30 protein-coding genes and 1 riboswitch are annotated in these 26,049 nt (G+C 67.9%); of the genes, 7 read left to right on the top strand and 23 right to left on the bottom strand.

The features are described from left to right. From phnK to phnG, 5 genes are read right to left on the bottom strand one after another with little or no spacing between them, the layout of a single operon-like run. A complete protein-coding gene (phnK, locus tag MXB90_RS14160; protein ID WP_250045984.1) occupies positions 1–777 on the bottom strand; it encodes a phosphonate C-P lyase system protein PhnK in 777 nt (258 codons plus the stop codon). Between the two features lie 50 nt (positions 778–827). Then, complete coding sequence (locus MXB90_RS14155; protein WP_250045982.1) at positions 828–1,694, bottom strand: alpha-D-ribose 1-methylphosphonate 5-phosphate C-P-lyase PhnJ; 867 nt, start codon at positions 1,692–1,694, stop codon at positions 828–830. Then, complete coding sequence (locus tag MXB90_RS14150; RefSeq protein ID WP_250045981.1) at positions 1,691–2,773, bottom strand: carbon-phosphorus lyase complex subunit; 1,083 nt, start codon at positions 2,771–2,773, stop codon at positions 1,691–1,693. The genes MXB90_RS14155 and MXB90_RS14150 overlap by 4 nt, the downstream gene beginning before the upstream one ends. Continuing rightward, complete coding sequence (gene phnH, locus MXB90_RS14145) at positions 2,773–3,342, bottom strand: phosphonate C-P lyase system protein PhnH (RefSeq protein ID WP_250045979.1); 570 nt, start codon at positions 3,340–3,342, stop codon at positions 2,773–2,775. Before phnH ends, MXB90_RS14150 begins: the two co-directional genes overlap by 1 nt. Then, complete coding sequence (phnG, locus tag MXB90_RS14140; protein ID WP_250045975.1) at positions 3,339–3,800, bottom strand: phosphonate C-P lyase system protein PhnG; 462 nt, start codon at positions 3,798–3,800, stop codon at positions 3,339–3,341. Before phnG ends, phnH begins: the two co-directional genes overlap by 4 nt. A 103-nt stretch (positions 3,801–3,903) precedes the next feature. Between phnG and phnF the strand changes: the two genes are divergently transcribed. Beyond that, on the top strand, positions 3,904–4,620 hold the full coding sequence (gene phnF / locus MXB90_RS14135; protein WP_250045973.1) for a phosphonate metabolism transcriptional regulator PhnF: 717 nt from the start codon (positions 3,904–3,906) through the stop codon (positions 4,618–4,620). Here phnF and phnE (MXB90_RS14130) read toward each other — a convergent pair. From phnE (MXB90_RS14130) to MXB90_RS14085, 10 genes are all read right to left on the bottom strand, one after another. Beyond that, positions 4,617–5,942: a phosphonate ABC transporter, permease protein PhnE gene (phnE, locus tag MXB90_RS14130; RefSeq protein WP_250046001.1), complete on the bottom strand. Its 1,326-nt coding sequence runs from the start codon at positions 5,940–5,942 to the stop codon at positions 4,617–4,619. The genes phnF and phnE (MXB90_RS14130) overlap by 4 nt on opposite strands. Before the next feature lie 8 nt (positions 5,943–5,950). Continuing rightward, a complete protein-coding gene (gene phnE / locus MXB90_RS14125) occupies positions 5,951–6,829 on the bottom strand; it encodes a phosphonate ABC transporter, permease protein PhnE (protein WP_462982311.1) in 879 nt (292 codons plus the stop codon). A 56-nt stretch (positions 6,830–6,885) separates the two neighbouring features. Continuing rightward, on the bottom strand, positions 6,886–7,788 hold the full coding sequence (gene phnD / locus MXB90_RS14120) for a phosphonate ABC transporter substrate-binding protein (RefSeq protein WP_250045972.1): 903 nt from the start codon (positions 7,786–7,788) through the stop codon (positions 6,886–6,888). Between the two features lie 47 nt (positions 7,789–7,835). Next, the gene (gene phnC / locus MXB90_RS14115) at positions 7,836–8,645 is read right to left on the bottom strand and encodes a phosphonate ABC transporter ATP-binding protein (RefSeq protein WP_250045970.1); all 810 of its coding nucleotides are present in this window, start codon (positions 8,643–8,645) and stop codon (positions 7,836–7,838) included. A gap of 28 nt (positions 8,646–8,673) precedes the next feature. Then, on the bottom strand, positions 8,674–8,859 hold the full coding sequence (locus tag MXB90_RS17810) for a hypothetical protein (RefSeq protein WP_349665917.1): 186 nt from the start codon (positions 8,857–8,859) through the stop codon (positions 8,674–8,676). Next, complete coding sequence (locus MXB90_RS14105; RefSeq protein ID WP_250045966.1) at positions 8,856–9,053, bottom strand: hypothetical protein; 198 nt, start codon at positions 9,051–9,053, stop codon at positions 8,856–8,858. Before MXB90_RS14105 ends, MXB90_RS17810 begins: the two co-directional genes overlap by 4 nt. Before the next feature lie 78 nt (positions 9,054–9,131). Then, complete coding sequence (locus MXB90_RS14100; protein ID WP_250045965.1) at positions 9,132–9,725, bottom strand: nucleotidyltransferase family protein; 594 nt, start codon at positions 9,723–9,725, stop codon at positions 9,132–9,134. After that, the gene (locus MXB90_RS14095) at positions 9,715–10,698 is read right to left on the bottom strand and encodes an XdhC family protein (RefSeq protein WP_250045962.1); all 984 of its coding nucleotides are present in this window, start codon (positions 10,696–10,698) and stop codon (positions 9,715–9,717) included. Before MXB90_RS14095 ends, MXB90_RS14100 begins: the two co-directional genes overlap by 11 nt. Positions 10,699–10,912: 214 nt before the next feature. Next, a complete protein-coding gene (gene metH, locus MXB90_RS14090; protein WP_250045961.1) occupies positions 10,913–13,630 on the bottom strand; it encodes a methionine synthase in 2,718 nt (905 codons plus the stop codon). Then, positions 13,627–14,694, bottom strand: coding sequence for a homocysteine S-methyltransferase family protein (locus tag MXB90_RS14085; protein ID WP_250045959.1), 1,068 nt, complete (start codon positions 14,692–14,694; stop codon positions 13,627–13,629). Before MXB90_RS14085 ends, metH begins: the two co-directional genes overlap by 4 nt. Positions 14,695–14,869: 175 nt before the next feature. After that, a riboswitch (cobalamin riboswitch) is annotated at positions 14,870–15,087 on the top strand. A gap of 134 nt (positions 15,088–15,221) precedes the next feature. Between MXB90_RS14085 and MXB90_RS14080 the strand changes: the two genes are divergently transcribed. Genes MXB90_RS14080 through MXB90_RS14060 form a run of 5 tightly spaced genes read left to right on the top strand, consistent with a single transcriptional unit; the run spans position 15,222 to position 18,662 of the window. Continuing rightward, positions 15,222–16,022 carry a DUF4198 domain-containing protein gene (locus MXB90_RS14080; RefSeq protein ID WP_250045958.1) on the top strand — a complete coding sequence of 267 codons (801 nt, stop codon included), beginning with the start codon at positions 15,222–15,224 and terminating at the stop codon, positions 16,020–16,022. Between the two features lie 4 nt (positions 16,023–16,026). Next, positions 16,027–16,638: a cobalt transporter CbiM gene (gene cbiM, locus MXB90_RS14075; RefSeq protein WP_250045956.1), complete on the top strand. Its 612-nt coding sequence runs from the start codon at positions 16,027–16,029 to the stop codon at positions 16,636–16,638. 8 nt (positions 16,639–16,646) lie between these two features. Next, the gene (locus MXB90_RS14070; protein WP_349665916.1) at positions 16,647–17,228 is read left to right on the top strand and encodes a cobalt ABC transporter permease; all 582 of its coding nucleotides are present in this window, start codon (positions 16,647–16,649) and stop codon (positions 17,226–17,228) included. Continuing rightward, a complete protein-coding gene (gene cbiQ / locus MXB90_RS14065) occupies positions 17,225–18,025 on the top strand; it encodes a cobalt ECF transporter T component CbiQ (protein ID WP_250045955.1) in 801 nt (266 codons plus the stop codon). Before MXB90_RS14070 ends, cbiQ begins: the two co-directional genes overlap by 4 nt. After that, entirely contained in the window at positions 18,018–18,662 is a 645-nt protein-coding gene (locus MXB90_RS14060; RefSeq protein WP_250045948.1) for an energy-coupling factor ABC transporter ATP-binding protein, read from the top strand. Before cbiQ ends, MXB90_RS14060 begins: the two co-directional genes overlap by 8 nt. On the opposite strand, the gene cobF is transcribed toward MXB90_RS14060, so the two are convergent. From cobF to cbiE, 6 genes are read right to left on the bottom strand one after another with little or no spacing between them, the layout of a single operon-like run. Beyond that, a complete protein-coding gene (gene cobF / locus MXB90_RS14055) occupies positions 18,659–19,432 on the bottom strand; it encodes a precorrin-6A synthase (deacetylating) (RefSeq protein WP_250045946.1) in 774 nt (257 codons plus the stop codon). The genes MXB90_RS14060 and cobF overlap by 4 nt on opposite strands. After that, a complete protein-coding gene (gene cobA / locus MXB90_RS14050) occupies positions 19,433–20,152 on the bottom strand; it encodes a uroporphyrinogen-III C-methyltransferase (protein WP_250045945.1) in 720 nt (239 codons plus the stop codon). It lies immediately after the preceding gene. Beyond that, positions 20,149–21,498, bottom strand: coding sequence for a cobyrinate a,c-diamide synthase (locus MXB90_RS14045; RefSeq protein ID WP_250045944.1), 1,350 nt, complete (start codon positions 21,496–21,498; stop codon positions 20,149–20,151). Before MXB90_RS14045 ends, cobA begins: the two co-directional genes overlap by 4 nt. After that, a complete protein-coding gene (gene cobM, locus MXB90_RS14040) occupies positions 21,495–22,283 on the bottom strand; it encodes a precorrin-4 C(11)-methyltransferase (protein WP_250045943.1) in 789 nt (262 codons plus the stop codon). Before cobM ends, MXB90_RS14045 begins: the two co-directional genes overlap by 4 nt. Then, entirely contained in the window at positions 22,280–22,630 is a 351-nt protein-coding gene (locus MXB90_RS14035) for a cobalamin biosynthesis protein (RefSeq protein WP_250045942.1), read from the bottom strand. The genes cobM and MXB90_RS14035 overlap by 4 nt, the downstream gene beginning before the upstream one ends. 11 nt (positions 22,631–22,641) lie before the next feature. Further along, complete coding sequence (cbiE, locus tag MXB90_RS14030) at positions 22,642–23,832, bottom strand: precorrin-6y C5,15-methyltransferase (decarboxylating) subunit CbiE (protein ID WP_250045941.1); 1,191 nt, start codon at positions 23,830–23,832, stop codon at positions 22,642–22,644. Here cbiE and MXB90_RS14025 point away from each other — a divergent pair. Continuing rightward, a complete protein-coding gene (locus tag MXB90_RS14025) occupies positions 23,831–24,601 on the top strand; it encodes a cobalt-precorrin-6A reductase (RefSeq protein ID WP_250045940.1) in 771 nt (256 codons plus the stop codon). The genes cbiE and MXB90_RS14025 overlap by 2 nt on opposite strands. Here the strand turns inward: MXB90_RS14025 and cobJ are convergent. After that, complete coding sequence (cobJ, locus tag MXB90_RS14020; protein ID WP_250045939.1) at positions 24,559–25,311, bottom strand: precorrin-3B C(17)-methyltransferase; 753 nt, start codon at positions 25,309–25,311, stop codon at positions 24,559–24,561. The genes MXB90_RS14025 and cobJ overlap by 43 nt on opposite strands. After that, positions 25,308–26,048 (bottom strand): precorrin-2 C(20)-methyltransferase, encoded by a 741-nt coding sequence (locus tag MXB90_RS14015; RefSeq protein WP_250045938.1) that lies wholly within the window; start codon positions 26,046–26,048, stop codon positions 25,308–25,310. The genes cobJ and MXB90_RS14015 overlap by 4 nt, the downstream gene beginning before the upstream one ends. Position 26,049: the final 1 nt, after the last annotated feature.

Raw genomic sequence — 26,049 nt, 5'->3', positions numbered from 1 at the left:
TCACACCTGCAATACTGAAGAGACCAGAAGCTGCGTATAGGCATGCTGCGGATCGTCCAGCACCTGATCGGTCAGGCCCTGCTCGACCACCCGGCCGCCCTTCATCACCATCAGCCGATCCGCCAGAAGCCGCACCACCGCCAGATCATGCGTGACAATCAGCACCGACAGGCCCATCTCGCGCACCAGCCCCCGCAACAGGTCCAGCAGCCGCGCCTGAACGCTGACATCCAGCCCCCCCGTGGGTTCATCCATGAACACCAGCCGCGGCCCGGTCACCAGATTGCGCGCGATCTGCAGCCGCTGCTGCATGCCCCCCGAAAAGGCACTGGGGCGATCGTCGATCCGCTCGGGCGCAATCTCGACCCGGCCCAGCCAGTCGGTCGCGGTGGTGCGAATGTCGGCATAATGGCGCGCGCCCACGGCCATCAGCCGCTCGCCCACGTTGCCCCCGGCCGAAACGCCCATCCGCAGCCCGTCGCGCGCATTCTGATGGACATAGGCCCAATCGGTCCGCGCCAACCGCCGCCGCTCCGGCTCGCTCATCTCACGCGTGTCGCGCGGCCCCTCGGCAGTATCAAAGATCACCCGCCCCGCATCCGGCGCCATATGTCCCGCCAGACAGGACAAAAGCGTGGACTTCCCCGATCCGCTTTCGCCCACGATCCCCAGCACCTCGCCGGGATACAGATCGAAGGACACATCCGCGCAGCCAATCCGCGCGCCATAGCGCTTGGTCAACCCCTCGACCCGCAGCAACGGCGCTGTCGATGCCATCGGCTGTGGCTTCTTCTTGGCAAAAATACTCAAATCCGACCCTTCCATCATCACACCTCCTCGGGGGAAAGGCGCCCGCGATGCCCCACGGCCTGCCGGCTGGCACAGAAATCGGTGTCCGAACAGACGAACATCCGCCCGCCCGCATCATCGACGATCACCTCATCCAGATAGCTTTCGCCCGCGCCGCACAGGTCGCAGTCATGCGGGGCCTTGCCGGCCTCGAACGGGTGGTCGTCGAAATCAAGGCTGACCACCTGCGTGTAGGGCGGCAGCGCATAAATGCGCTGTTCGCGCCCGGCACCGAACAGCTGCAGCGCCGCATTGTCTGACAGTTTCGGATTGTCGAACTTGGGTATCGGCGAGGGGTCCATGACATAGCGCCCCTCGACCTTGACCGGATAGGCATAGGATGTCGCGATCTGGCCGTGCCGCGCGATATCCTCATACAGCTTCACATGCATCAGGCCGTATTCCTCCAGCTCATGCATCTTGCGCGTTTCGGTCTCACGCGGTTCCAGAAACCGCAGCGGTTCCGGTATCGGCACCTGATAGACCAGAATTTGCCCCTCGCGCAGCGGGGTTTCCGGGATGCGGTGGCGGGTCTGAATCACGCTGGCCTCGGCCGTTGCCTCGGTCACCTGCACACCCGCCGTGCGCTGAAAGAACTTGCGGATCGACACGGCATTGGTGGTGTCATCCGCACCCTGATCGATCACCTTCAGGCAATCCTCGGGCATCAGGCAGGCCGACGTCACCTGCACCCCGCCGGTGCCCCAGCCATAGGGCATTGGCATTTCGCGGCTTGCGAAGGGCACCTGATAGCCCGGCACTGCGACGCCTTTCAGGATCGCGCGGCGGATCATCCGTTTCGTCTGTTCGTCCAGATAGGCGAAATTATAGGCCTGATCGGTCATTCGGCCGCCTCCTGCATCTGCATGGCCTCGGCCCGCATCCGCCGGACAAGTTCCAGTTCTGCCTGGAAATCGACGTAATGGGGCAGCTTGATATGTTCCAGAAACCCGGTGGCCTGGATGTTGTCGGCGTGCATCAGCACGAATTCCTCATCCTGCGCGGGGGCGCCGTTGAAATCCTCGCCCAGTTCCTTCCAGCGCAGGGCGCGGTCCACCAGGCTCATGGCGATGGCCTTGCGTTCGGACTGGCCAAAGACCAGCCCATAGCCGCGGGTGAACTGTGGCGGCTCGGACTTTGATCCCTTGAACTGGTTGACCGTCTCGCACTCGGTCAGTTCGACCTCGCCGATTTCGACGGCAAAGCCCAGCTCGGGGATGTCCATCTCGACGGCGACGGTGCCGATGCGCAATTCGCCCACGAATGCGTGCGTCCGGCCATAGCCGCGCTGGGTGGAATAGGCCATCGACAGCACAAAGCCCTCATCCCCCCGCGTCAGCGCCTGAAGCCGCAACTGGCGGCTGGCGGGCAATTCCATCGGTTCGCGCGTCAGGTCGGGGGGCGTGGTCTCGTCCGGGGCATCGGTTTCGATCATGCCGTCGCGGTTCAGAAAGCCGGTGATATGGGGCACCGGCCCGGGGGTGGCGGCACTGGCGGGGGCGGCGGGCACCGCACCCTCGGCCAGCAGTTTGAAATCCAGCAGGCGGTGGGTGTAGTCGAAGGTCGGCCCCAGCACCTGCCCCCCTGGCGCGTCTTTGAAGGTCGCGCTGATGCGGCGGATGCAGGCCATCGCGGCACTGTCCACGGGGCGCGAATGGCCCAGACGCGGCAGCGTCGTGCGATAGGCGCGGATCAGGAACACCGCCTCGATTAGATCGCCGCGCGCCTGCTTGATCGCCAGCGCCGCAAGGTCGGGATCATAGAGCGAACCTTCGGCCATCACCCGGTTCACCGCCAGCCGCAGCTGTTCGCGGATCTGGTCCACCGACAGTTCGGCCACGCCGGGATCGCCCCGGCGTTCCTCGGCCAGCCAGGCATGCGCATTGTCGATCGCGCGTTCGCCCCCTTTGACGGCAACATACATCAGCAAGCCTCCACGATGGTCGACCGCGGCAGCCCGGCCAGCCGGTCGGCACAGGTCAGATAGAAATCGCAGCCCTGCGGAAACAGCGCGCGATTGGCGCGGAACGCCGCGACCTCGGGCAGCGACAGATGGGCGTGATCCTTGATCCCCGGCCCGGCCAGGTGCGCGCCGGTAGCGGACAGGTCATCCACCTCGACGATCAGCGTGGCGGAACGGTCGGGATAATCCGGCGTGCCGATCGCAAAGCGCGACAGCGGCGCAAGCGCCCCCCAGCGACCAATCGCAAAGGCCGCCGACGGTGCATCCACCAGCGGCGCGCCGGTGTGGAAGGTGATCCAGTCGCGCAGCGCGGGGCAATCGTGATCGCCCGCCAGATGCACGGGTGTGGTGGCATCGGCCAGCGTCAGCAGCAACACCCCCGCCGCCACCGACAGCGGCGCGGGCGGGGTGGCACCCGCAACGGTGTGGATCACCCCCGGGCGCGACAGGGCATCCAGGGCGGCGCGAAAGGCGCGCGCGGCCTGGACGGGGGCATCGGCGAAACCGCCAGTCAGGGCTTCGGGGGTCATTTGTCCTCTCCGCGAACCATGGTGAAGAATTCGACCTTCGTCGCCGCGGCCTTTTCGGCGCGGGCCTGGCGACGGTCGGTTTCGGCGCGCGCCAGCGGGTCCAGCACGCGCGCGCGCAGATCGGCGGCGGCATCGGTCTGCATCAGCGCATCGATGATGGCCGCACGCGTCGCATGGGCCTTGTCGCGGCCCTGCACATGGGCATGGCCCACGGCCCCGCATTCCAGCCGCAGCGTGCAGCGCGTGATGGTCATTTCGCCCAGGTTGAAGGGCGCGCCCGTGGCACCCACGCGGCCGCGCACCATCACCGCGCCCACCTCGGGCGGGCGCAGGAAGGCATGCGCCGGCGTTTCGGGCATCAAGACGGCCAGCTGATCGGGCCGCGCGCGGGCCAGAAGGCCCATCCAGTCGCGGCGCGCCGCCGTGTCGCCGACGGCCGTGGAAGCAGGGTTAGACATCTTGCGAACCTGTTCAGTATCTATACAACTAGACATGTGAATAGCGCGGGCTTGGCGACAAAATCACGACGCAACGATGAAACTTTGATGACAGGGGGCGGCCATGGCGCGCACCACGATCTGGCAGGAAATCCGCGACACGCTGGGCGACGAAATCGCCCGGGGCCACTATCGCCCGGGCGCCAAACTGCCATCCGAGGCCGCGCTGGCCGCGCGTTTTGGCGTGAACCGGCACACCGTGCGCCATGCGCTGGCTACCTTGGCAGAGGCGGGGCTTGTCCATGCCCGACGCGGGGCGGGGGTGTTTGTATCCGCCGCGCCCACCGATTATCCGCTGGGCCGGCGCGTGCGCTTTCACCAGAACATCTCGGCCACCGGGCGCATCCCCTCACGCAACTTCACGCGGATGGAAACGCGGCTGGCCGATCCGGCCGAGGCCGAGGCGCTGCGGATCGATCCGGGCGCGCCGGTGCATGTCGTCGAGGGGCTTTCGCTGGCCGACGGGTTGCCGCTGGCGGCCTTCCGGTCGGTCTTTCCCGCCACATCGCTGCCCGACCTGCCCGCGCATCTGGCCCACACCGGGTCGGTGACCCGGGCGCTGCAAGCCTGTGGCGTGACCGATTACACACGCGCCACCACCCGCATCAGCGCCCAGATCGCGGCGCCCACGCTGGCCATGAAACTGCAGATCGGCGCAGGCGCGGCGATCCTGTGTGCCACCTCGGTCAATGTGGACGCGGCGGGCCATCCGGTCGAATTCGGCACCACCTGGTTTCCCGCCGAACGGGTCACCCTGACGGTCAGCCCAGATCCGGCCTAATGCCCGGCCCCGTCACCCCGGATCAGCCGCCGCCGCAGCCAGCCCGACAAGGTATCCATCAGCGTGACCATCAGCACGATCAGCACCATGTAATAGCAGACCTCTTCCCAGTCCTTCTGGGTGATGATCGCCTGGGTCAGCAACAACCCGATGCCGCCCCCCACGATTGCCCCGATCACCGTGGCGCTGCGGGTGTTCGATTCCAGGTAATACAGCACCTGGCTTAGCAGCACCGGCGTGATCTGCGGGATCACGCCAAAGCGCGCGCGCTGTAGCGCGTTGGCGCCGGTGGATTGCACGCCCTCGACCTGGCGGGCATCGATGTTTTCCAACGTTTCGGAAAACATCTTGCCAAAGCTGCCGGTATCGGTGGTCAGGATCGCCAGCGCCCCGGTCATCGGCCCCGGACCAAAGGCGCGCGACAGGACGATCGTCCAGATCAGCCCATCCACGCCGCGGACAAAGTCGAACAGCCGGCGCAGCGCAAAGCGCACCCCGCGCAGCGGCGTGAAATTGGCCGCGGCCAGAAAGGCCAGCGGAAGGGCGACCAGCGCCGCCCCCATCGTGCCCAGAAAGGCCATCAGGACGGTTTCGAAGATCGCCCAGACCACATCGCCATGCCGCCACATTGCATTGGTCCAGACATCCGCCGCCATATAGGCCAGATTGCTGCGCGCCGGGTCCAGCCGGTCGCCCCACAGGGCAAGCGCCGCCAATTCCGCCGGGGACTTTCCAGAAAACGGACTGTCGAGAGTGAAGAAGAACAGCTCCCACCCCGGTTGATAGCGGAAGGTTTCCACCTTGGACCGGGTATAGGCAAAGCGCCCCTGATCGGTGGTGACCGAAATCCGCGTGTCAGAGGCATTGATCCAATCGGGCAGCGGTTCGGGCGCGGTCAGGCGCAGGCGGTCGCCTTCGGGGGCGATGTCGATCATGCCATAGCCCGGCACCTCATAACGTGCGCCCACGCCGTCATAGGTCACCAGATGGCCCGCGCCCAGATCGATGCGCGTGATGTCGCCGTCGCGACTGACCCAATCGGGCAAGCGACCTTCGGGATAGGTGCCCTTGCTTTCCCCTTCGATCGCGACGGTCAGATCGCCGGTGCGGTTGTTGCGCGTGACATGGGTCTTGTAGGACCAGAAATCCGACAACAGGATCGCGGCATTGTCCATCCGCGCCCGCTGGGCGATGCCGGCCATGTCGAAGGCCACGAAGACATAGGCCAGATAGGCCAGGATCGCCGCCGGAACCGCCAGGCTGAACGCCTTGCGGCGCTGAAACCGGCGCAGGATCGCGGGGGCAAGAGTCGTTTCGGCCATGGCCATGATCAGTGCCCTTTCACCAGACGGTTGCGGTAATGGCTGGACAGCTGGTCCACCGCGACAATGGTCAGGAACAGCAACAGGAAGATCGCCACCACTTGGTCATAGCGTCCCTGCCCCCATTGCATCGCCAGTTTCAGGTCATGCCCGATCCCGCCCGAGCCGACAAAACCCAGGATTGCCGAGGCGCGGATGTTGATCTCGAACCGCAACAGGCCATAGCCGATCCAGTTCGGCGCGACCTGCGGGATCACGCCCAGCCACATCCGCTGGCCCCAGCTGGCCCCGACCGAGGCCAGCCCCTCGACCGGCTTGCGGTCGGCATTCTCGGCCACTTCGGAAAACAGCTTTCCAAGCGCGCCTGCGGTGTGAAACGCGATGGCGATCATCGCCGGAACCGGCCCACCGCCCAGAATGAAGATCAGCACCAGCGCGATCACGATTTCGGGGATCGCGCGCATCGCATCCATCATCCGCCGGAACAGTCCGATCAGCCGCGGCCAGCGCGCCAGCCCCCGCGTCGACAACAGCGCCAGAACCGCCCCCGCCAGCGCCCCGATCAGCGTGGCGACCGCCGCGATGTTCAGCGTCTCGACCAGGGATGGCAGGAATTTCCAGAACAGCGCGGGAATGTTTGCGCGGTTGGCCCAGGCCTCTGTCACCACTTCGGTGGGGAAGGCCAGGACATTGCCGATCCCGTTCCAGAATCCGCCCGCGTTGCGCGCATCGGCCAGCTGAAAGCCCGAGGCCATCAGCGCCATGAACAGCACAAGCAAGATGCCGCCATACATGCGCTTGCGGCGCACCATCTGCAAATAGGTTGCGCGGTTGTCGGCGGGATCGGGGCGGTGCCCCGGCTCCGGCCCGAATGCGATATCGACCATGTTGTCCCCGGACAGAATTGCCGGGCCCCGCAGGGCCCGGCCAGCATCATGAAGGATCAGCCGCCCTGCTGGCGACGGAGCTCGATGATCGTGTCATAGGCTTCGTGGGTGATCGGGGTGAACCCCGCCGTTTCACCCGCCGCGACGCCATAGGCGCAGGCGGGATCCTTGGCATGCAGGCCCGCCAGAAGATCGACGATCTTGGCCTTGGCGTCCTCGGGCAGCGCGCGGCGCAGCACAATCGGGCCTTCGGCGATCGGCTTGGACCGCCAGATCTCGACCAGATCGTTCATGTCGATCAGCCCCGCATCCACCGCCTTGCGCAGCGCGCCGGAATTGTAGCCATCTTCCCAGTCGCCCTGCCCATCGGCCCAGGTCACGCCCGCATCCACATCGCCATTGGCAACCGCAACGATGGTCTGTTCATGCCCGCCGGTAAAGCGGACCTCGCCGAAATAATCGCCCGATTCCATCGAGGCACCGGTTTCCTGCGGGATTTCCACCGAAGGGATCAGATAGCCCGAGGCCGAGTTCGGATCGCCGAAGGCAAAGACCTTGTCCTTCATGTCGGCCAGCGAGGTGACGCCACGGTCTTTGCGCGCGAAACCGATCGAGAAATAGGAATAGCTGCCATCAAGGTTGGTCTTGACCATCTTGACATCCACCGCCTCGGGGTCGGTCAGATAGACCTTGGCATAGGCGCTGGCGCCCAGCCAGGCCATGTCGATGGTGCCGCCCAGAAGGCCCTGGATAACGCCGTCATAATCGGCGGGCGTGAACAGCTTGACCGGCACGCCAAGCGCTTCTTCGGCATAGGCGCGGAAACATTCGTTCGAGGTCATCCGGTCTTGGGCATTCTCGCCGCCCAGAAGGCCGATGTTGAACTGCTTGAGGTCCTGCGCCTGGGCGGCGCCGGCAAGCGCCGTGGTGGCGGCAAGGATGGCAATCAGGTGTTTCATGGTTCTCTCCGGTGGGATGGCCCGGGTGATGCCCGGGCCGGGGAAGATCAAGCCAGCATCGCCTGCGCATAGTCGCGGTCGAGCGCGTCGATCGAGGTCGAGGTGGCGGATTCGGAAAAGCTTGCGTCGGCACCATAGATGTCGCGCGCGACCCCGGTGGTCAGCTGGTCGGGCGTGCCGTCAAAGACGATGCGCCCGTCGCGCATGCCGATCACCCGGTCGCAATAGCGCCGCGCGGTATCCAGCGTGTGCAGGTTGGCGATCACCAGGCGACCGTCTTCGTCATGAATGCGGCGCAGCGTGTCCATCACGATCTGGGCATTCATCGGGTCCAGGCTGGCGATCGGTTCGTCCGCCAGGATCACCTTGGGGTCCTGCATCAGCGCGCGGGCAATCGCCACGCGCTGCTGCTGGCCGCCCGAAAGCGCCTCGGCCCGTTTCGGGGCCTGTTCGGAAATGCCCAGCCGGTCAAGGATGTCCAGCGCGCGGGTGATGTCGGCCTCGGACCACAGATTGAACATCGTGGCCAGCGTCGAACGGCGGTTCAGGATGCCGTGCAGCACGTTCGAGGCCACATCCATCCGCGGCACCAGGTTGAACTGCTGGAAGATCATCGCGCATTGGCTTTGCCAGCCGCGCTTGTCGGCCCCGGTCAGCGCCAGCACGTTGCGCCCCTGAAACAGGATCTCGCCCCCGCTGGCATCGGTCATGCGGTTCATCATCCGCAGAAAGGTGGATTTCCCCGCGCCTGAACGCCCGATGATGCCGACAAAGCCCGGCCGGTCCAGCGAAAACGAAATCCGGTCTACCGCGGCTTTCTGGCCGAAGATCCGGGTCAGGTCCTTGACGTGCAGCATCGTGCCCCCCTTCGTGGTTGAGGGCATTTTACGCAGGCTGCGTGACGGTTTTTGTGCCGTTGGGTGAAAGTTTCGTAACGGCGCCGGGGGCGCTGTATTTTTCAATGAAGGCATCAATGGGCAGCGCGCGGATATCGGGCAGCGCCGCGCGCAGCACGTCATGCGGCCAATCCCACCAGGCGACCTGTTGCAACGCCTCGGACAGTGTCCTCATTTCAGACCTTCGAATTTGCCGATTAAACGCGCACGGATCGCGCCCGAGGCCCAGTCGATCAGATAGACCATTGCGATGATCAGGAAGATGACCGACCAGACCTCATCCCAGCAATAGGCGCCGATCCGATGGTCCGACAGCAGGAAGCCGATTCCTCCTGCTCCAACCCCGCCTTTTCCGGACCGGCACCGCATGGCCCCGGACGACCGCCCCGCGATCGAGGCCGCCGTGACCCGTTTTCTGGCGCCTTTCGGCCTGGAGTGAACCCCGGCCTAGTGATGCAGGTCGGCAAGGTCGCGGGCTGTGTCGACATCGACCAGCGTGGCGGCGTCGGCCTGCACGATAAGGGCATCGTGCAGCAAGGATCGCGCCCCGCCCTCGCCGCTGTATGGCAGGGCCTTCAGCCGATCCGTGGGAATGATCGCAGGCGGCCCGCGATAGCTGCCGGCGGCGGACGCGACAACGTGATCGGGGAAGGCCTCCGACAACTGCACCAGCCCGGCCACATGCTGTGGCAAGATCCGCGGCATGTCGGCCAGAAACACCGCGACACGGGCGCAGCCCGCCGCCGACGCCGCGCCCAGATGCAGCGACCCCAACATGCCCCGATCCGCCTGATCATTGATGCGGATCTGAAACCCGCGGTCCGCAAAGGCCCCGGCCCATCCGGCACCGTCCCGGCACACAAGGACGCGCACGCCCCAATGAAACGGGTCGATCGTTTCCAGCACATGATGTGCAAGCGGCCGCCCCCCAAGCATCTGGGCTAGCTTGTCCCCACGCCCAAAGCGTGTGCCGAACCCCGCGCCCAAGACGATCGCGGCGATGCCGCTTGCGTCCTGCCTGAACCCCGTTTCATCGCCCATGCCGGTCCGTTCCCCCGGTAGGGCGATCCGCCAGCAGCGCCAGCCTGTCGCGCTGCATCAACACCTCGGCCAGAACCGACCCCGCGATAGCCGCCGCATCGCGCGCCGGCCCGAACAGCCCGATCGGCGCGTGAATGCGCGCGATCTGGTCCTCGGCCACACCCGCCGCGCGCAACAGCGCCGTGCGCCGGGCATGGGTCGCCCGCCCGCCAAGGCAGCCGATGTAGAACGCATCGCTTTGCAGCGCGCGCCGCAGCAGGCCGATTTCGTTTTCCACATCATGGCGCAGGACCACCACGGCGCTATGGGCATCGGGGGTGGCGACAAGGTCATCGCCGGGGCCTTGCACGATCTGCAGCCCCGCGGCCTGCGCAAGGCGCGCGAAGGCCTGGGCTTCCAGACCCTCCCCGATCAGGAAAATCCGCAGATCCGGCCGGTAACTGGTGCAAAAGACCCCGTCCGCCCAGCCGGTGACACCGGCGCCGCGCGCCATCTGCAGGGTTTCACGGGCAGGATCATGAAGCAGCCGCGCCGGCACCCGCGCCTCAAGGCTTTCCAGAACCGCGGCAATCGGCGCCGGATTGCGCAGGACGTGGATGGCCAGCCCCAGCCCCCCGCCGCAGGGCAGGACAATATCGAAGAAGGGCGATCCCTTGCCGAAGCGGACCTGCCGGTCCTTGCCCGCCGCCAGGGCCGCCACGGCTTCGGCCGCCACCGCCGCTTCGACGCAACCGCCCGAAACGAAGCCGCAAAAGCCGCCGTCGCCCCGCACCGCCATGTTGGCCCCCAGCGCGCGCGCCGCGCCGCCGACGATCTCGACCAGCGTGACAAAAGCGCACCCTGTGCCCGACGCCGCCGCCTGCAGGGCGAAGTCCAATATCTCGCGCGGGCGGTCGGTCAGCCGAAAGGGGCGAACCTGCGGCACGCAGGCCGCCTGCCGCGTGCCAGCCTGTTCTTCAGCGTTCTGTGCCAAGACGCATCGCCCCCCTGTTCCGGATGCAGGTCAGTCGGTTTGCACGATCTCCCGGTTCAGAATCTGACTGAATGTGGTGAAGAAGTCATTCGCCAAGCTGGGCGCCGATCCCGAATGGCAGGCCTTTGTCCCCAAGATGCTGCCCTATCTGGAACATCAGGAAAGCGTGTTCCTGCCGCCTTCTCGCCGCTGAAATGACCCCCGCCGGGGCGGCTCAGGACGCCGTCCCGGCGCGGGCGCCCTGCGGCTGATAGTTCAGAACCGGCGCCAGCCAGCGTTCCACCTCGGCCAGGGGCATCCCCTTGCGGCGGGCATAATCCTCGGCCTGGTCGCGTTCGACCTTGGCGACGCCAAAATAATAGGCGTCGGGATGGCCGATATAGAGACCCGAGACCGACGACCCCGGCCACATCGCCATGCTTTCGGTCAGCTGCACCCCGGTGGCGGCCTCGGCGTCCAGAAGGCGGAACAGGGTGACCTTTTCGGTATGGTCGGGCTGGGCCGGATAGCCCGGCGCGGGGCGAATGCCGCGATAGGGTTCGGCGATCAGTTCGGCGGGGGCAAAGGCCTCATCCGGCGCATAGCCCCAGATCTCGCGCCGGACGCGTTCGTGCAGCATTTCCGCCATCGCCTCGGCAAAGCGATCCGCAAGCGCCTTCACAAGGATCGCGGAATAATTGTCATGCGCGCGCTCAAACCGTTCGGCCAGCGCCTGTTCCTCGGGGCCGGCGGTGACCACGAAGCCGCCGACATAATCGCGCGGGCCGCCTTCGGGCGCCACAAAATCGGCCAGCGCCACATTGGGCCGACCCGGCCGCTTGGATGTCTGCTGGCGCAGCGTGTGCAGCGTGTCCAGCACCGTGTCGCGCGCCTCATCGATGTAAAGCCGGATATCGTCGCCCACCGCCTGCGCCGGCCAGAAGCCCACCACCGCGCGCGGGCTAAACCAGCCTTCGGCGATGATCCGCGCCAGCATCGCCTGCGCATCGGCAAACAACGCGCGCGCGGCCTCACCCTGCGCGGCATCGTCCAGGATGCGCGGATAGACACCCTTCAGCTCCCATGTCTGGAAGAAGGGGGTCCAGTCGATATAGCGGGCGATCTCGGCCAGGTCCCAATCGTCGATCACCTGCGTGCCCAGCACGCGCGGGGCGGCCACCTGATAGCCCGACCAGTCGATCTGCAGCGCATTGGCCCGCGCAGCCGCCAGTGGCAGGCGCGTCTTGGCGGCCTCATCGCGCAAATGACGTTCGGCCAGTTTCAACTGTTCGGCCCGGGTCGCTTCGACAAAGGCCGTCTTCTGGGTCTGGCTCAGCAACTGGCTGACCACGCCCACGGCCCGGCTGGCATCCAGCACATGCACCACCGGCCCGTCATAGCGCGGCGCGATCTTCACCGCCGTATGCACCCGCGATGTCGTCGCCCCACCGATCAGCAACGGGATGTCGAACCCCTCTCGCGCCATTTCGCCGGCCAGGTGGACCATTTCGTCCAGACTGGGGGTGATCAGACCCGACAGGCCGATCACATCCACCCCTTCGTCGCGGGCCACCTGCAAAATCTTCTGCGGCGGCACCATCACGCCCAGATCGATGATCTCATAGTTGTTGCAGGCCAGCACGACGCCGACGATGTTCTTGCCAATGTCATGCACATCGCCCTTGACGGTGGCCATCAGAACCTTGCCGGCGGCCTGACGTTCGCCCACGCCGCCATTGGCGGCCTTCTCGGCCTCCATATGCGGCAGCAGCACGGCAACCGCCTGCTTCATTACCCGGGCAGATTTCACCACCTGCGGCAGGAACATCTTGCCCGCGCCGAACAGGTCGCCCACCACGTTCATCCCCGCCATCAGCGGGCCTTCGATCACATGCAGCGGGCGTTCGGCCTGCTGGCGCGCAACCTCGGTGTCGGCTTCGATGAATTCGGTGATGCCGTTGACCAGCGCATGTTCCAGCCGCTTTTCCACCGGCCAGTCGCGCCAGGCCAGATCGCGGACCTTTTCCTCTTTCGCGCCGCCGCGGAAGCGCTCGGCGATGTCCAGAAGCCGCTCGGTCGCGTCGGGGCGGCGGTTCAGCACCACATCCTCGCAGGCCTCGCGCAGCGCCGGGTCGATCTGGTCATAGACCGCCAGCTGGCCCGCATTGACAATGCCCATGTCCATGCCCGCCTGAATGGCGTGATACAGGAACACGGCATGCATCGCCTCGCGCACGGGTTCGTTGCCGCGGAAGGAAAACGACAGGTTCGACACCCCGCCCGAGACATGCGCATGCGGCAGATTGGCCCGGATCCAGCGCGTGGCCTCGATGAAATCGACGCCATAGTTGTTGTGTTCCTCGATGCCGGTGGCCACGGCAAAGACATTGGGGTCGAAAATGATGTCCTCGGGTGGGAAGCCGATTTCATCGACCAGGATGCGATAGGCCCGGGCGCAGATTTCCGTCTTGCGCTTGAAGGTATCGGCCTGACCCTGTTCGTCAAAGGCCATGACCACGACCGCCGCGCCATAGGCCAGACACAGCCCAGCCTGATGGCGGAACTGCTCCTCGCCCTCTTTCAGACTGATCGAGTTCACCACCGGCTTGCCCTGAACGCATTTCAGGCCGGCCTCGATCACTTCCCATTTGGAACTGTCGATCATCACCGGCACACGGGCGATATCGGGTTCGGCCGCCAGCAGGTTCAGGAATTCAACCATCACCGCCTTTGAATCGATCAGGCCTTCATCCATGTTGATGTCGATGATCTGCGCGCCGTTTTCCACCTGATCGCGCGCCACTTCCAGCGCGGCGGCGTAATCGCGGTTGGTGATCAGCTTGCGGAACCGGGCTGACCCGGTGACATTCGTGCGTTCGCCCACATTCACAAAGGGAATATCGGGCGTCAGGGTAAAGGGCTCCAGCCCCGACAGGCGCAGATAGCGGCTCATGCGGCACTCTCCTGGTCATCGGCGCGCGGAATGGCGCGGGGGGCAAAGGGGGCCACCGCCTCGGCGATGGCGCGGATATGGTCCGGCGTGGTGCCACAGCAGCCGCCGACGACATTGACCAGCCCTTCGCGGGCGAATTCGGCCACCTGGGCGGCGGTCTGATCGGGGCCTTCATCATACTGGCCGAAGGCATTGGGCAGGCCCGCATTGGGATAGGCGCAGATCGCGGTATCGGCCACGCCCGCCAGTTCCGCCAGGTGCGGGCGCATCGCCGCCGCCCCCAGCGCACAGTTCAGCCCCACGGTAAAAGGCCGCGCATGGCGCACCGAATGCCAGAAGGCCGTCGGCGTCTGCCCCGACAGCGTACGCCCCGAGGCATCGGTGATCGTGCCCGAAATCATCAACGGCATCCGCTCGCCCCGCTCGGCGAAGACCTCGAAACAGGCAAAGATCGCGGCCTTGGCGTTCAGCGTGTCAAAGATCGTCTCGATCAGGATGATATCGGCACCGCCCGCGATCAGGCCGCGCACCTGCTGGCCATAGGCCAGGCGCAGATCGTCAAAGCTGACCGCGCGATAGCCCGGGTCGTTCACATCGGGCGACAGTGACGCGGTCCGGTTCGTCGGCCCCACGGCACCGGCCACAAAGCGCGGGCGTCCGTCCGCGGCGGTCGCGCGGTCCATCGCCTGACGCGCCAGCCGCGCGCCGGCCTCGTTCAGGTCATGCACCGCCGATTCCATGCCGTAATCGGCCTGGGCGATGGTGGTGGCGGAAAAGGTATTGGTCTCGACGATATCCGCCCCGGCCATGGCATAGCGGAAATGGATCTCCTCGATCGCCTGCGGCTGGGTCAGCACCAGCAGGTCGTTGTTGCCCTTTTGCGGATGGTCCGAATGATGCGCGCAGGCACAGCCGCCGCCACACTGGCCCGCGTAATCGTCCTCGCTCAGGCCAAGTGCCTGGATCTGCGTGCCCATCGCCCCGTCCAGAATCAGGATGCGGTCCCGCGCAAGGGCTTCCAGCCGCGCGAAGGCGGCAGATCGGGGAAGGGTCAGGCTGTGCATGGCAGACTCCGGGTTCAAGACGCGTGGCGCGTGGCGCGTGGCGCTGTTTAAGCCATTCGGCTACTGGCGGCAAATTCATAATCCGCAGCAAGATCATGCATGAAATTCAACTTCGCCCGCCCACATTCCCTGCCCCGCCGCGATCATGCGCGTTGACAAGCGCGCCCGCATGGCGCGATATGGCGGCGTCATCGGTCCTGCAGCCACCAAACCCCGGCTGTCGGAGCAATAGGGAATGCGGTGAGGTGTAGCCATCAGGCGCCGAACCCGCAGCTGCCCCCGCAACTGTGAGCGGAGAGTGACGCCGAAAACACCACTGGGGCCCCGGCCCCGGGAAGGTCGGCCGAACGAAGACCCGCGAGCCAGGAGACCTGCCGGTGATGCGAAACAGGGCACCTGCCCTGCGTCGCTGTCACCGGACGCCGGGGTGTGCGTCTTCCAAAGGCCGGATGATCCATCCGGTCCTGGTCCTGACCCCAGTTGTCCTTTCCGTGGTGCCACCCCGGTGGCGCATCCGAGAGGAACAGATGTTGTTGAAACCCGTCCTGCTGGCCGCCATGGCCGCAGCCCTGCCCGTCGCCCTGCCGCTGCCCGCGCTGGCGCATTTCCAGCTGATTCATGCCGAAACCCCGCTGATTGACGCGCCCGGCGATGTGCCGCTGCGGCTGATCTTCTGGCATCCGTTCGAAAACGGCCAAGTGATGGACATGGCCGCGCCGCGCGCCTTTTACGCCGTGCATCGCGGCGAACGGATCGATCTGATGGACCGGCTGTCCCCGATCAACTTCACCGGCGCGATGAACCCCGCCGCCGCCTATGCCGCAAGCGTGCCGGTCACCCGCGCGGGCGATTACGTTCTGATCGTCGAACCCGAACCCTATCTGGAGACGTCCGAGGATATCTTCATCCAGCAGCTGACCAAGGTCTATCTGAACCGGTCGCAGATGCCGACCGACTGGATGGAACCGCAGGGCCTTGCCACCGAAATCCTGCCCTTCAACAAGCCCTACAACCTGATCGCGGGATCAAGCTTCACCGGCCAGGTCCTGTCCGAAGGCAAGCCCGTGGCCGGGGCCGAGATTGAGATCGAGTTCATGGCCGCCGAGCCCGACATGGCCGCCAACGTGCCGCAAGCGCCCACCGCCGGGCCGATGCCGGGCGGCAGCCTGGTCGCCATTTCCGATGCCAACGGCATGTTCACCTTTGCCATTCCACGGGCGGGCTGGTGGGGCTTTGCCGCGCTTGGCGCGGGCCCGGTGCGCGAACATCAGGGCAAAGAGCTTAGCCAGGACGCGGTGATCTGGGTCCGCGCCTGGGATATGGAGTAGGCAGATGCATATCGTCGATGGCGCAGTGTCGGGGCCGATCGTCGCGGCGGGCGCGTTGCTTTCGGCCGGGGGCATTGCCCTTGGCCTGCGCGCGATGACGCTGGACCGTATCCCCACCGCGGGCGTGCTGGCCGCCAGCTTCTTCGTCGCCTCGCTGATCCATGTGCCGGTCGGGCCAAGCTCGGTGCATCTCATCCTGAACGGGCTGGCCGGGCTGGTGCTGGGCTGGGCCGCCTTTCCGGCGCTGTTTGTTGGGCTGGTGCTGCAGGCGGTGTTCTTCGGCTTTGGCGGGGTGACGGTTCTGGGCATCAACACGCTGGCCATCGCCCTGCCCGCGGTGCTGATCGGGGCCGCCCTGCGCCCGCTGATCGCCGGCGCGGGCCCGGCACGCGCGGCGGTTCTGGGCGGGATCGGCGGGGCGGGGGCGCTGGCGCTGACCGGCGTGGTCATCGCGGCGGCGCTTGCGCTGACCGGCGCGGGCTTCGTGCCCGCGGCCAAACTTGTGCTGGTCGCGCATCTGCCCGTGATGGTGATCGAGGGGCTGCTGACCGCCGCCGCCGTCGGCCTGCTGCACCGCGTCCGCCCCGATCTGTTCACCGCCCTAGCCACATCATGAGGCCGAAGATGAATATGAAACCTCTGGCATTGGCGTTGCTGATCGGGTTCGCCCCCCTGCCCGCGCTGGCGCACAAGGTCATCGCCTCGGTCTATCCCGCGGGCCGCGCGGTCGAGGGCGAGATCGGCTTTTCCAACGGCGCGATGGCGGTGCGCCAGACCGTGCAGGTCACCACGCCGCAGGGCCGCGCCCTTGGCACCGCGCTGACCGATGACACCGGCCTGTTCACCTTCACCCCTGCGGAACCGGTCGAGCATGTCTTCACCGTCGATCTGGGCGCCGGTCACGTGGCCGAAACCCGGATGCCCGCGCCCGAGGTCGCCAAACTGCTGGGCAAGCCCCCCGCTGCCGATCAGGCCGCCGCACCCGGCACGGGGCCCAACACGGGCCCCGGCACAAACGGGACCGACACCGATGCGCTGGCCGCGATGCTGCGTGATGAATTGCGTCCCCTGCGTCAGGAAATCGCCGCCTATAAGGAAAAGAACGACCTGCAGATGATCCTGGGGGGCATGGGCTATATCGCGGGGCTGTTCGGGCTGGGCTTTTACCTTGCCGCCCGGCGGCAACTGGCGGGGGGTCGGGCATGACCTTTGCGCCCGCGCCCGGGCTGGCCACCGCTGCCGCCACGCCCGTTGCCCCCCCGGACGCCCTGCTGACCCGGCTCGACCCGCGGCTGCGGGTTGGCGCGGCGCTGGCTTTCGCGCTGCTGGTGGCGGCGCTGTCCAGCCTTGCCGCCCTTGGCGCGGCGCTGGCGTCGGCGCTGGCGCTGATGGCGCTGTCGGGGCTGGCCCCGCGCGCGACCTTGCGGCGCATGGCGGCGATGGACGGCTTCATCCTGATCATGCTGATCCTGCTGCCCTTCACCACGCCGGGCGCCCCGATTGCCACCCTGCCCGGTGGATTGACGGCCAGCCAGCAGGGCCTGCATCTGGCAATTGACATCGCCCTGACGGCCAATGCCGTGATCCTGATGCTGATGGTGCTGGTGGGCACGATGGACCCCGTCACCCTTGGCCATGCGCTGGGGCGGCTGCGGGTGCCGGCGGCGCTGGTGCATCTGATGCTGTTCACCGTGCGCTATATCGAGGTGCTGCGCGCCGAACAGGCCCGGATGCGCCAGGCGATGAAGGCGCGCGGCTTTCGACCCCGGACCGATCTGCACACGCTGCGATCGCTGGGCTATCTGGTCGGCATGCTGCTGGTGCGCGCGTTTGAACGGTCTGAACGCATCCTGCAGGCGATGAAATGCCGCGGTTTCACCGGCCATCTGCCGCTCTTGGATGATATGCGCCTGCGCCGCGCCGATCTGTGTTTCGCGCTGGCCTTCGCCGCGCTGCTGACTGCCCTTGCCGGGCTGGAGCTTGGCCTTGTCCGCATTGCTTGACCTTCATGATATCCACTTCGCCTGGCCCGGCCATGCCCCGGTGCTGGCGGGCGCGTCGCTGCGGATCGCGGCGGGCGAACGGGTGGCGCTGGTCGGGGCCAATGGCTGCGGCAAGTCCACCCTGCTGCGCATCGCGCTGGGGCTGTTGCGCCCCGCTGCGGGTCAGGTCACCGCCTTCGGCCGCCCCCGCCGCACCGAGGCCGATTTTCATGAGGTCCGCCGCCGCGCGGGCCTGGTGTTTCAGGACCCCGATGATCAGCTGTTCTGCCCCACCGTGCGCGAGGATGTGGCCTTCGGCCCGCTGAACATGGGCAAGACCCGCGCCGAAGCCGTAGCCATCGTCGATGCCGTGCTGGACCGGCTGGGGCTGATGCATCTGCGCGACCGCATCACCCACCATCTGTCGGGGGGCGAAAAGCGGCTGGTGACGCTGGCCGCCGTCCTGGCGATGGACCCCGAGGTTCTGATCCTGGATGAGCCGACCAACGCGCTTGACCCCGATAATGAGGCGCGCCTGCTGGCGATCCTGCAGTCGCTGCCGCAGGCGATCGTTCTGGTCTGTCACGATGCCGGCTTCCGCGCCCGGCTTGTGGGGCGCGAATGCCACCTGTCGGGGGGCCGGATCAGCCCGGGCTAGGCGCCGCCCGCCCCGGTCCGGCGGCGCATCAGGTAAATGTCCATCACCCAGCCATGATCCGCGCGCAGCGCCGCGCGGGTGGCCACGATCTCATCCGCCACCTGCGCCAGCGGGCCTGCGCGCAGCACCTCTTCGGGCATGCCGACGCAGGCGCCCCACCAGATATCAATCCCCTCGGGGGGCAGGCCGCGGAAGGCGCAATCCCCGTCCAGCATCACCACCACCGTATCCGCGCCGGTGGGCCAGCCCGCCTGCCGCAGCTGGCGCCCCGTGGTAATGACCACCGGCGCGCCAATATCGTTCAGCGGGATCGCATGGGCCGCGCACAGCGCCTGAATCGCGGTGATCCCGGGGATCACGCGGGTGCGCAGATCCATCCGCCCCGCCAGCCGGTCCGCGATGCGCAGGGTGGAATCGTAAAGCGACGGATCCCCCCAGACCAGAAGCGCCACCCGCCCCCCCCGGTCGCCAAGCGCGGCCCGGATCTGGCCTTCCCAGGCATCGGCGATGGCATCGTGCCAGTCATCCACCCCCGCGCGATAGGACGGGTTGGCCGCATCGCGCACCGGCAGGGCAAATTCCACCACCTGCGTGGCGGGATTGGCCAGATGCTGCGCACAGATCGCCCGGCGCAGGCCCGCCAGATCGGATTTGTCCGCCCCCTTCAGCGGGATCAGGATCAGATCGGCGGCATTCATCGCCCGCACCGCCTGCCCCGTCACATGGTCGGGATTGCCGGTGCCAATGCCGATCAACGTCAGCTCGATCATCTATTCCTCCGCCAGCGGACCATACAGGATCAGCGCCGGATGCTCTGACCGTTCCGCCGCCAGATCGGCGGCCAGCGCCGCCACCGTGGTCCGGGTCAGCGCCTGTTCCGGATGGCCCACCGCCTCGGCCAGAAGTGCGGGGGTATCGGCGGGCAGGCCCGCCTGCATCAACCCCTGCGCCAGGCGCGGAAAGGTGCGCTTGCCCATGAACACCACCGTCGTCGCCCCCGGATCGGCCAAAGCGGGCCAATTCAGCGCCTCGGGCAGGTCACCCGTCACATCGGCGCCGGTCACGAACTGCACCCGCCGCGCCGTCAGCCGCCGGGTCAGCGGGATCCCCGCCGCCGCCGCCGCCGCGCAGGCCGAGGGCACGCCCGGCACCACCTCATAGCTGATGCCCGCCGCGCGCAGCGCCACCAGCTCCTCCTCCAGCCGACCGAACAGGCCCGCATCGCCCGATTTCAGCCGCACCACCCGCGCCCCGGTCTGCGCATGGTCCACCAGCAGCCGGTTCACATGGTCCTGCCGCGCCGAGGGCCGCCCCGCGCGCTTGCCCACCGCGACCAGTTCCGCCCCCGGCCGGGCATGGCCCAGCACCGGCCCCGAGGACAGATCGTCGAACAGCACCACGTCGGCGCGCGCCAACCGGTCCACGGCCTTCAGCGTCAAAAGCTCGGGGTCGCCCGGCCCCGAGGATACGAAAGAGACAAAACCGCTCATGCGCTGGCCTCTGCTATCAGGTGAAAGAACGTGCCGCTGACCTGCCCGCCGCCCGGCAGGACGCGGACCGACCCGGTTTCGGGCACCGCCGCGCCGGTGGCATCCAGAACCTCGGCCAGCGGCGCATCGGGTTGGGCGGTGATGGCGGCATAGTGAAATTCATGCCCGCGCAGGCGCGCGCCGGGGGCAAAGCCGGGCAGCGGCGCAACCAGTCGCGCCAGCCGATAGCCCAGATGCATCCGCCGCTTTGCAAAGGAACTTTCCAGCCCCAATAGCCCCGCCATCTGATGGCGCACACCCTGCGCATCGACCAGCCCCGCGCCAAGCGCCATATACCCGCCGCATTCGCCATGCACCGGCCGGGTGGCCGCAAAGGCCCCCAGCCCCGCGCGGAACCGATCCGCCGCCGCCAGCCGCCCGCCATGCAGTTCGGGATAACCCCCGGGCAACCAGCAACAATCTGCGCTTTCATCGGGCACCTCATCGCCCAGCGGCGAAAACGGCAGGATCGTCGCCCCCGCCGCGCGCCAGCCCGCGATCAGATGCGGATAAACGAAGGAAAAGGCCGCATCGCGCGCCAGCGCGATCCGCATGCCCGGCGGCGGTGCTGCGGGCACAGGGGCATCCGCCCGCACGGGCCCCGCCGTGGCCGCGCCGATGATCGCATCCAGATCGCAATGCGCGGCCACGATCCGCCCGGCCTCGGCCATGATCGCCGCAAGGCCCGCGGTCTCCTCGGCCTGCACCAGGCCCAGATGGCGCTCGGGCAGCTCAATCCCCGCCGCGCGCGGCAACGCGCCCAGAACCGCGATCCCCGCCTCGGCAAAGCCCGCGCGGCACAGCGCCTCATGCCGGGGCGAGGCGACCTTGTTCAGCACCACGCCCGCGACCCGCACGCCCGCGCGGAACTGGCCCAGCCCCCGCGCCACCGCCGCCGCGGTCTGCGCCTGCCCGGATGTGTCGATCACCAGAACCACCGGCCAGCCCATCAACGCCGCGATGTCGGCGCTGGCCCCGGTCCCGGTTTCCCCCGGCTGCGCCACCCCGTCGAACAACCCCATTGACCCTTCGGCCACGATCAGATCGGTCGGCACATCCGCGGCCCCCGCCACCAGCCCCGCGATCTGCGCGGGCCGCATCGCCCAGCCATCCAGATTGACCGACACCCGCCCCGCCGCCGCCGCATGAAAGCCCGGGTCGATGTAATCGGGCCCGCATTTGAAGGGCTGCACCGCCACCCCGCGCGCCCGCAACGCCGCCAGAAGGCCCAGCGTCAACGTGGTCTTGCCCGCGCCCGAGGCCGGGGCCGAGATCACCAGACCGGGGATCGGCGCGCGCGTGTTCATGCCTCACCCGTGCCGGGAAAGCGCGGATGCGTGCCGACGGGGCGATAACGGCGGTCGTAATCGCCCGCATAAAGCCGGCTTTCGTCGAAATCCTCGGCCCCGATGGATCGGCCCACAAGGATCAGCGCGGTGCGCTCCATCTCGGCGCCGATGGCGGTTTGCAGCGTGCCCAGCGTGGCGCGCACCACCCGCTCATCGGGCCAGCTGGCGCGCCAGACCACGGCCACCGGACAGTCGGCGCCGTAATGCGGCGTCAGATCGGCGACCACCTTGTCCAGCACATGCACCGACAGATGGATCGCCAGCACCGCCCCGGTGGCGGCGAAATTGGCCAATGTCTCACCCTCGGGCATGGCGCTGGCCCGGCCCGAGGTGCGCGTCAGCACCACCGATTGCGCCACCCCCGGCAGGGTCAATTCCGCCCCCAGCGTCGCCGCGGCGGCGGCAAACGACGGCACCCCCGGCGTCACGTCATAGGGAATGTTCAGCGCGCGCAACCGGCGCAGCTGTTCGCCCATCGCCGACCAGACCGACAGATCCCCCGAATGCAGCCGCGCCACATCCTGCCCCTGCGAATGCGCCCGGGCCATTTCGTCGATGATCTGATCCAGGCTTAACGGCGCGGTATTGACGATCCGCGCCCCGGGCGGGCAATGCGCCAACAATGCCTCGGGCACCAGACTGCCGGCATACAGGCAGACCGGGCAGGCCGCGATCAGGTCACGCCCGCGCAGGGTGATCAGATCCGCCGCCCCCGGCCCCGCGCCGATGAAATGAACCGTCATGGCCTTGTTCCCCCTGCCCCTGCCTTTGCCTCTGCTTCGGCCACGGCCACCGTGACCCCGTCCACCACCTGCCGCGCCGCCACCAGCCGCGCGCCCGGACCCGCCGCCACAAGGGCGGCTGCCTCGGCCACCGATCCGGTGGCATAAAGCGCCAGAACCCGCGCCGAACGCGTCGGCGTTTCCACGCCCGCGACCGGCACACCCACCACCCGGCGCGCGGGAAAGGCCGCCGCCAGCGCCGCCACCCGTTGCGGGATCGTGGCCAGATGGTCAACCCCACCCTGCGCCTCGACCGCCGCCAACGCGCGCGACAGCGCCGCCGCCGGGGTGCCGGGGCGAAAGCCCATGCCGGCCACCCTCATCGCACCACCGCCCATTGCACCACCGGGCGCAGCGGCGCCCAGCCGCGCATCCGGCCAAGCGCATCCGCCTGCGCCAGTTCGATCCGCAGCAGGCTGCCGCCATGGCGCGCCTGCAGCCCGGCCAGCAAAGATTCGGTTTCCAGCGTCACGCCATTGGCCACCAGCCGCGTGCCCGGGGCCAGCCGGTCCCACAGCGCCGCAAACAGCGCTGCCGACCCGCCCCCGCCCACAAAGACCGCATCGGGCGCAGGCAGATCCGCCAGCGCCTCGGGCGCGCGGCCTTCAACCGCGGTCATCCGCGCCGCCAAGCCAAAAGCCGCGATATTGGCGCGGATGTTGGCAATCCGGTCAGCGCGCGGTTCGATCGTCACCGCGCGCCCGCCCGCCCGGCACCATTCCACCGACACAGACCCCGACCCGCCGCCGATATCCCAAAGCAACTCGCCCCCCCGCGGCGCCAGCGCCGCCAGCGTCAGCGCGCGCACCGGGGCCTTGGTGATCTGCCCGTCATGGGCAAATTCCGCCTCGTCCAGGCCGGGCACCTGCGACAGGCCCGCACCCCGTGCCAGATCCGCCCCGTCCAGCGCCACCGCAACAGGTGCTGCCATCGCATCCAGATAGAAGGCATCGGCCCGGGTCACGCGCAGCCGTTCCTGCGGGCCGCCCAGCCGTTCCAGCACCACCATCCCCACCGCGCCAAGCCCCTGCCCCACCAGCCAATCGGCCAGCGCACCGGGCGCCTGCCCGTCGCGCAGCGTGGCAATCACCCGCGCGCCGCGCGCCAGCACCCCGCGCAAGCCCGCGAAGGGCTGCGCATGCAGGCCCAGGCAGCGCACCTCCTCCAGCCGCCAGCCCAGCCGCGCGGCGGCCAGCGAAAACACCCCCGGCGCGGGCAGCGCGCGCCATTCCCCCGGCGCCAGCGCCGCCGCCAGCGACCCGCCCGCGCCAAACCAGAACGGATCGCCCGAGGCCAGCACCACCACCCGCCGCCCCCGCAGCGCCAAAACCGGGGCAATGTCGAACGGCACCGGCCAGGCCTGCCCGCGCGCCCCCGCCCCCACCAGCGCCAGATGCCGCGGCCCGCCAAAGATCACCTCGGCCCCGGCAATCGCGGCACGGCTTGCATCCGACAGCCCTTCGGGGCCATCTTCGCCCAGACCCACCACCACCAGCCACGGATCAGCCATGACGCGCATCCTTCTTCTGGGCGGCACGACCGAGGCAAGCCGCCTGGCCGCCGAACTGGCCCACGCGCGCCTGCCCGCGGTCTTTTCCTATGCCGGGCGCACCGGCGCGCCGGTCGCGCAACCGCTGCCCACCCGGGTCGGGGGCTTTGGCGGCGTGGTGGGGCTGGCGGCCTTTCTGCGCGATCAGGCGATCAGCCATGTGATCGACGCCACCCATCCCTTCGCCGCAGGTATCAGCGCCAATGCCATCACCGCCTGCGCCGCAACCGGCACGCCGCTGCTGGCCTTCGAACGCGCGCCCTGGGCCGCGGGCCCGGGCGACCGCTGGACCCATGTTCCCGACATCGCCGCCGCCGTCGCCGCCCTGCCCGACAGCCCCGCGCGCGTCTTTCTGGCCATCGGCAAGCAGAACCTTGCCCCCTTCGCGGCCAAGCCGCAGCATCACTACCTGCTGCGGCTGGTCGATCCGCCCGAAGGCCCGCTGCCCCTGCCCAAGGCAGAGGTGATCATCGCCCGCGGCCCCTTTGAGGCGGCCGCCGATACCGCCCTCATGCGCGCCCATGCCATCACCCATGTCGTCGCCAAGAATGCCGGTGGCACGGGGGCTGCGGCCAAGCTGATCGCCGCCCGCAGCCTTGGCCTGGCCGTGATCCTGATCGACCGGCCCGCCCTGCCACCGCGGGAAACTGCGTCCAGCGTCGCGCAGGTGATGGACTGGCTGGCCCGTCATGGCGTCGTCGCCGAACCTGCCGCCGAGCGCGGCGTATAGACCCAGCGCCCGACCCGGCGCGTGGCGAAATTGCCCACGATCACCACGGTGCGCATATCGGCCATCTCCGGCGCGGCCTCGGCCAGGGTGACGACGCGCAGCGCCTCATCGGGGGTGCTGACGGCGCGGGCAAAGATGATCAGCCGATCGGGGCCACATTCCTCGCGCAGCAGCTCCAGCACACGGGCGAACTGATGCGGGCGCGCCTTGGACCGGGGGTTGTAGAAGGCCATGGCGAAATCGCCCCGCGCGGCATGGCGCAGCCGGTGTTCCACCATCTCAAAGGGTTTCAGGTTGTCGCTCAGGTTGATCGCGCAGAAGTCGTGCCCCAAGGGCGCCCCCGCCCGCGCCGCCGCCGCCAGCATCGCGGTGATGCCGGGCAGGATGCGGATGTCGGGATGGGCAGCCTGCGGCAAATCCTCCAGCGCCTCGAACAGGGCCGAGGCCATGGCGAACACCCCCGGATCGCCCGAAGATACAATCACCACCCGCCGCCCCGCTGCCGCCATGTCCAGCGCGGCGCGGGCGCGGTCCAGTTCGACCCGGTTGTCCGACGGGTGCAGCACCAGCCCCGGTCGCGGCGCGATACGGGCGACATAGGGGATATAGCCCACCACATCGGTCGCCTGCGCCAGCGCGGCGGCAACCTCGGGCGTGACCAGCGCTTCATCCCCGGGGCCCAGCCCCGCCACGGCGATCCAGCCGGTCATTCCGCGGCCTCGGCCAGTTCGGGGCGGCGGCCCTGGCCATGCACCAGAACGATCGCGAAATAGGGACAGTCATGGTCCTCGACCTCGGCCAGGCGCGTGATGCGCTGGCCCGGCATCGTGCCGCGTTCGACCAGCCAGGCCGCGTCCAGCCGCCCGGCGCGCGCCAGCGCGCGGCGCACCTTGGGCAGGTTGCGCCCGGTCTTCATCACCACCAACGCATCGGCGCCGCGCATATGCGCCACCAGATCCTCCTCGGGCAGGGTGCCCATCAGCACGCTCAGCACATCATCGCCCCAGGTGATCGGCGCGCCCGTGGCATTCCAGCAGCCGGTCATGCCGGTGATGCCGGGGATCACATCCATCGTGACCCGATCCTTCAGGCGCGTGTATAGATGCATGAAGGAACCGTAGAAAAACGGATCGCCCTCGCACAACACCACCACGTCACAGCTGGCCGCCAGCGCCGCAAGCCGCGCCGCCCAGTCATCATAGAACGCCGCCAGCAGGCGATTATATTCGGGGCTGTCGAAGGGGATTTCCGTGGTGACGGGATATTCCATCGGATATTCCACCACATCCGCCGCCAGCATCCCATCCACGATGCGGCGGGCCTGGCCCTGGCGGCCCTTCTTGCGGAAATAGGCGACATGGCCCGCCCCGCGAATGGCGCGATCCGCCCGGACCGAGATCAGATCGGGGTCGCCCGGCCCAAGGCCCGCGCAGATGATCCGGCCCATG

Origin of the sequence: Phaeovulum molybdatiresistens, from assembly GCF_023544865.1 — a bacterium.
Taxonomy (GTDB): Bacteria; Pseudomonadota; Alphaproteobacteria; order Rhodobacterales; family Rhodobacteraceae; genus Pontitalea.
This window is presented reverse-complemented; position numbering and strand designations above follow the sequence as displayed.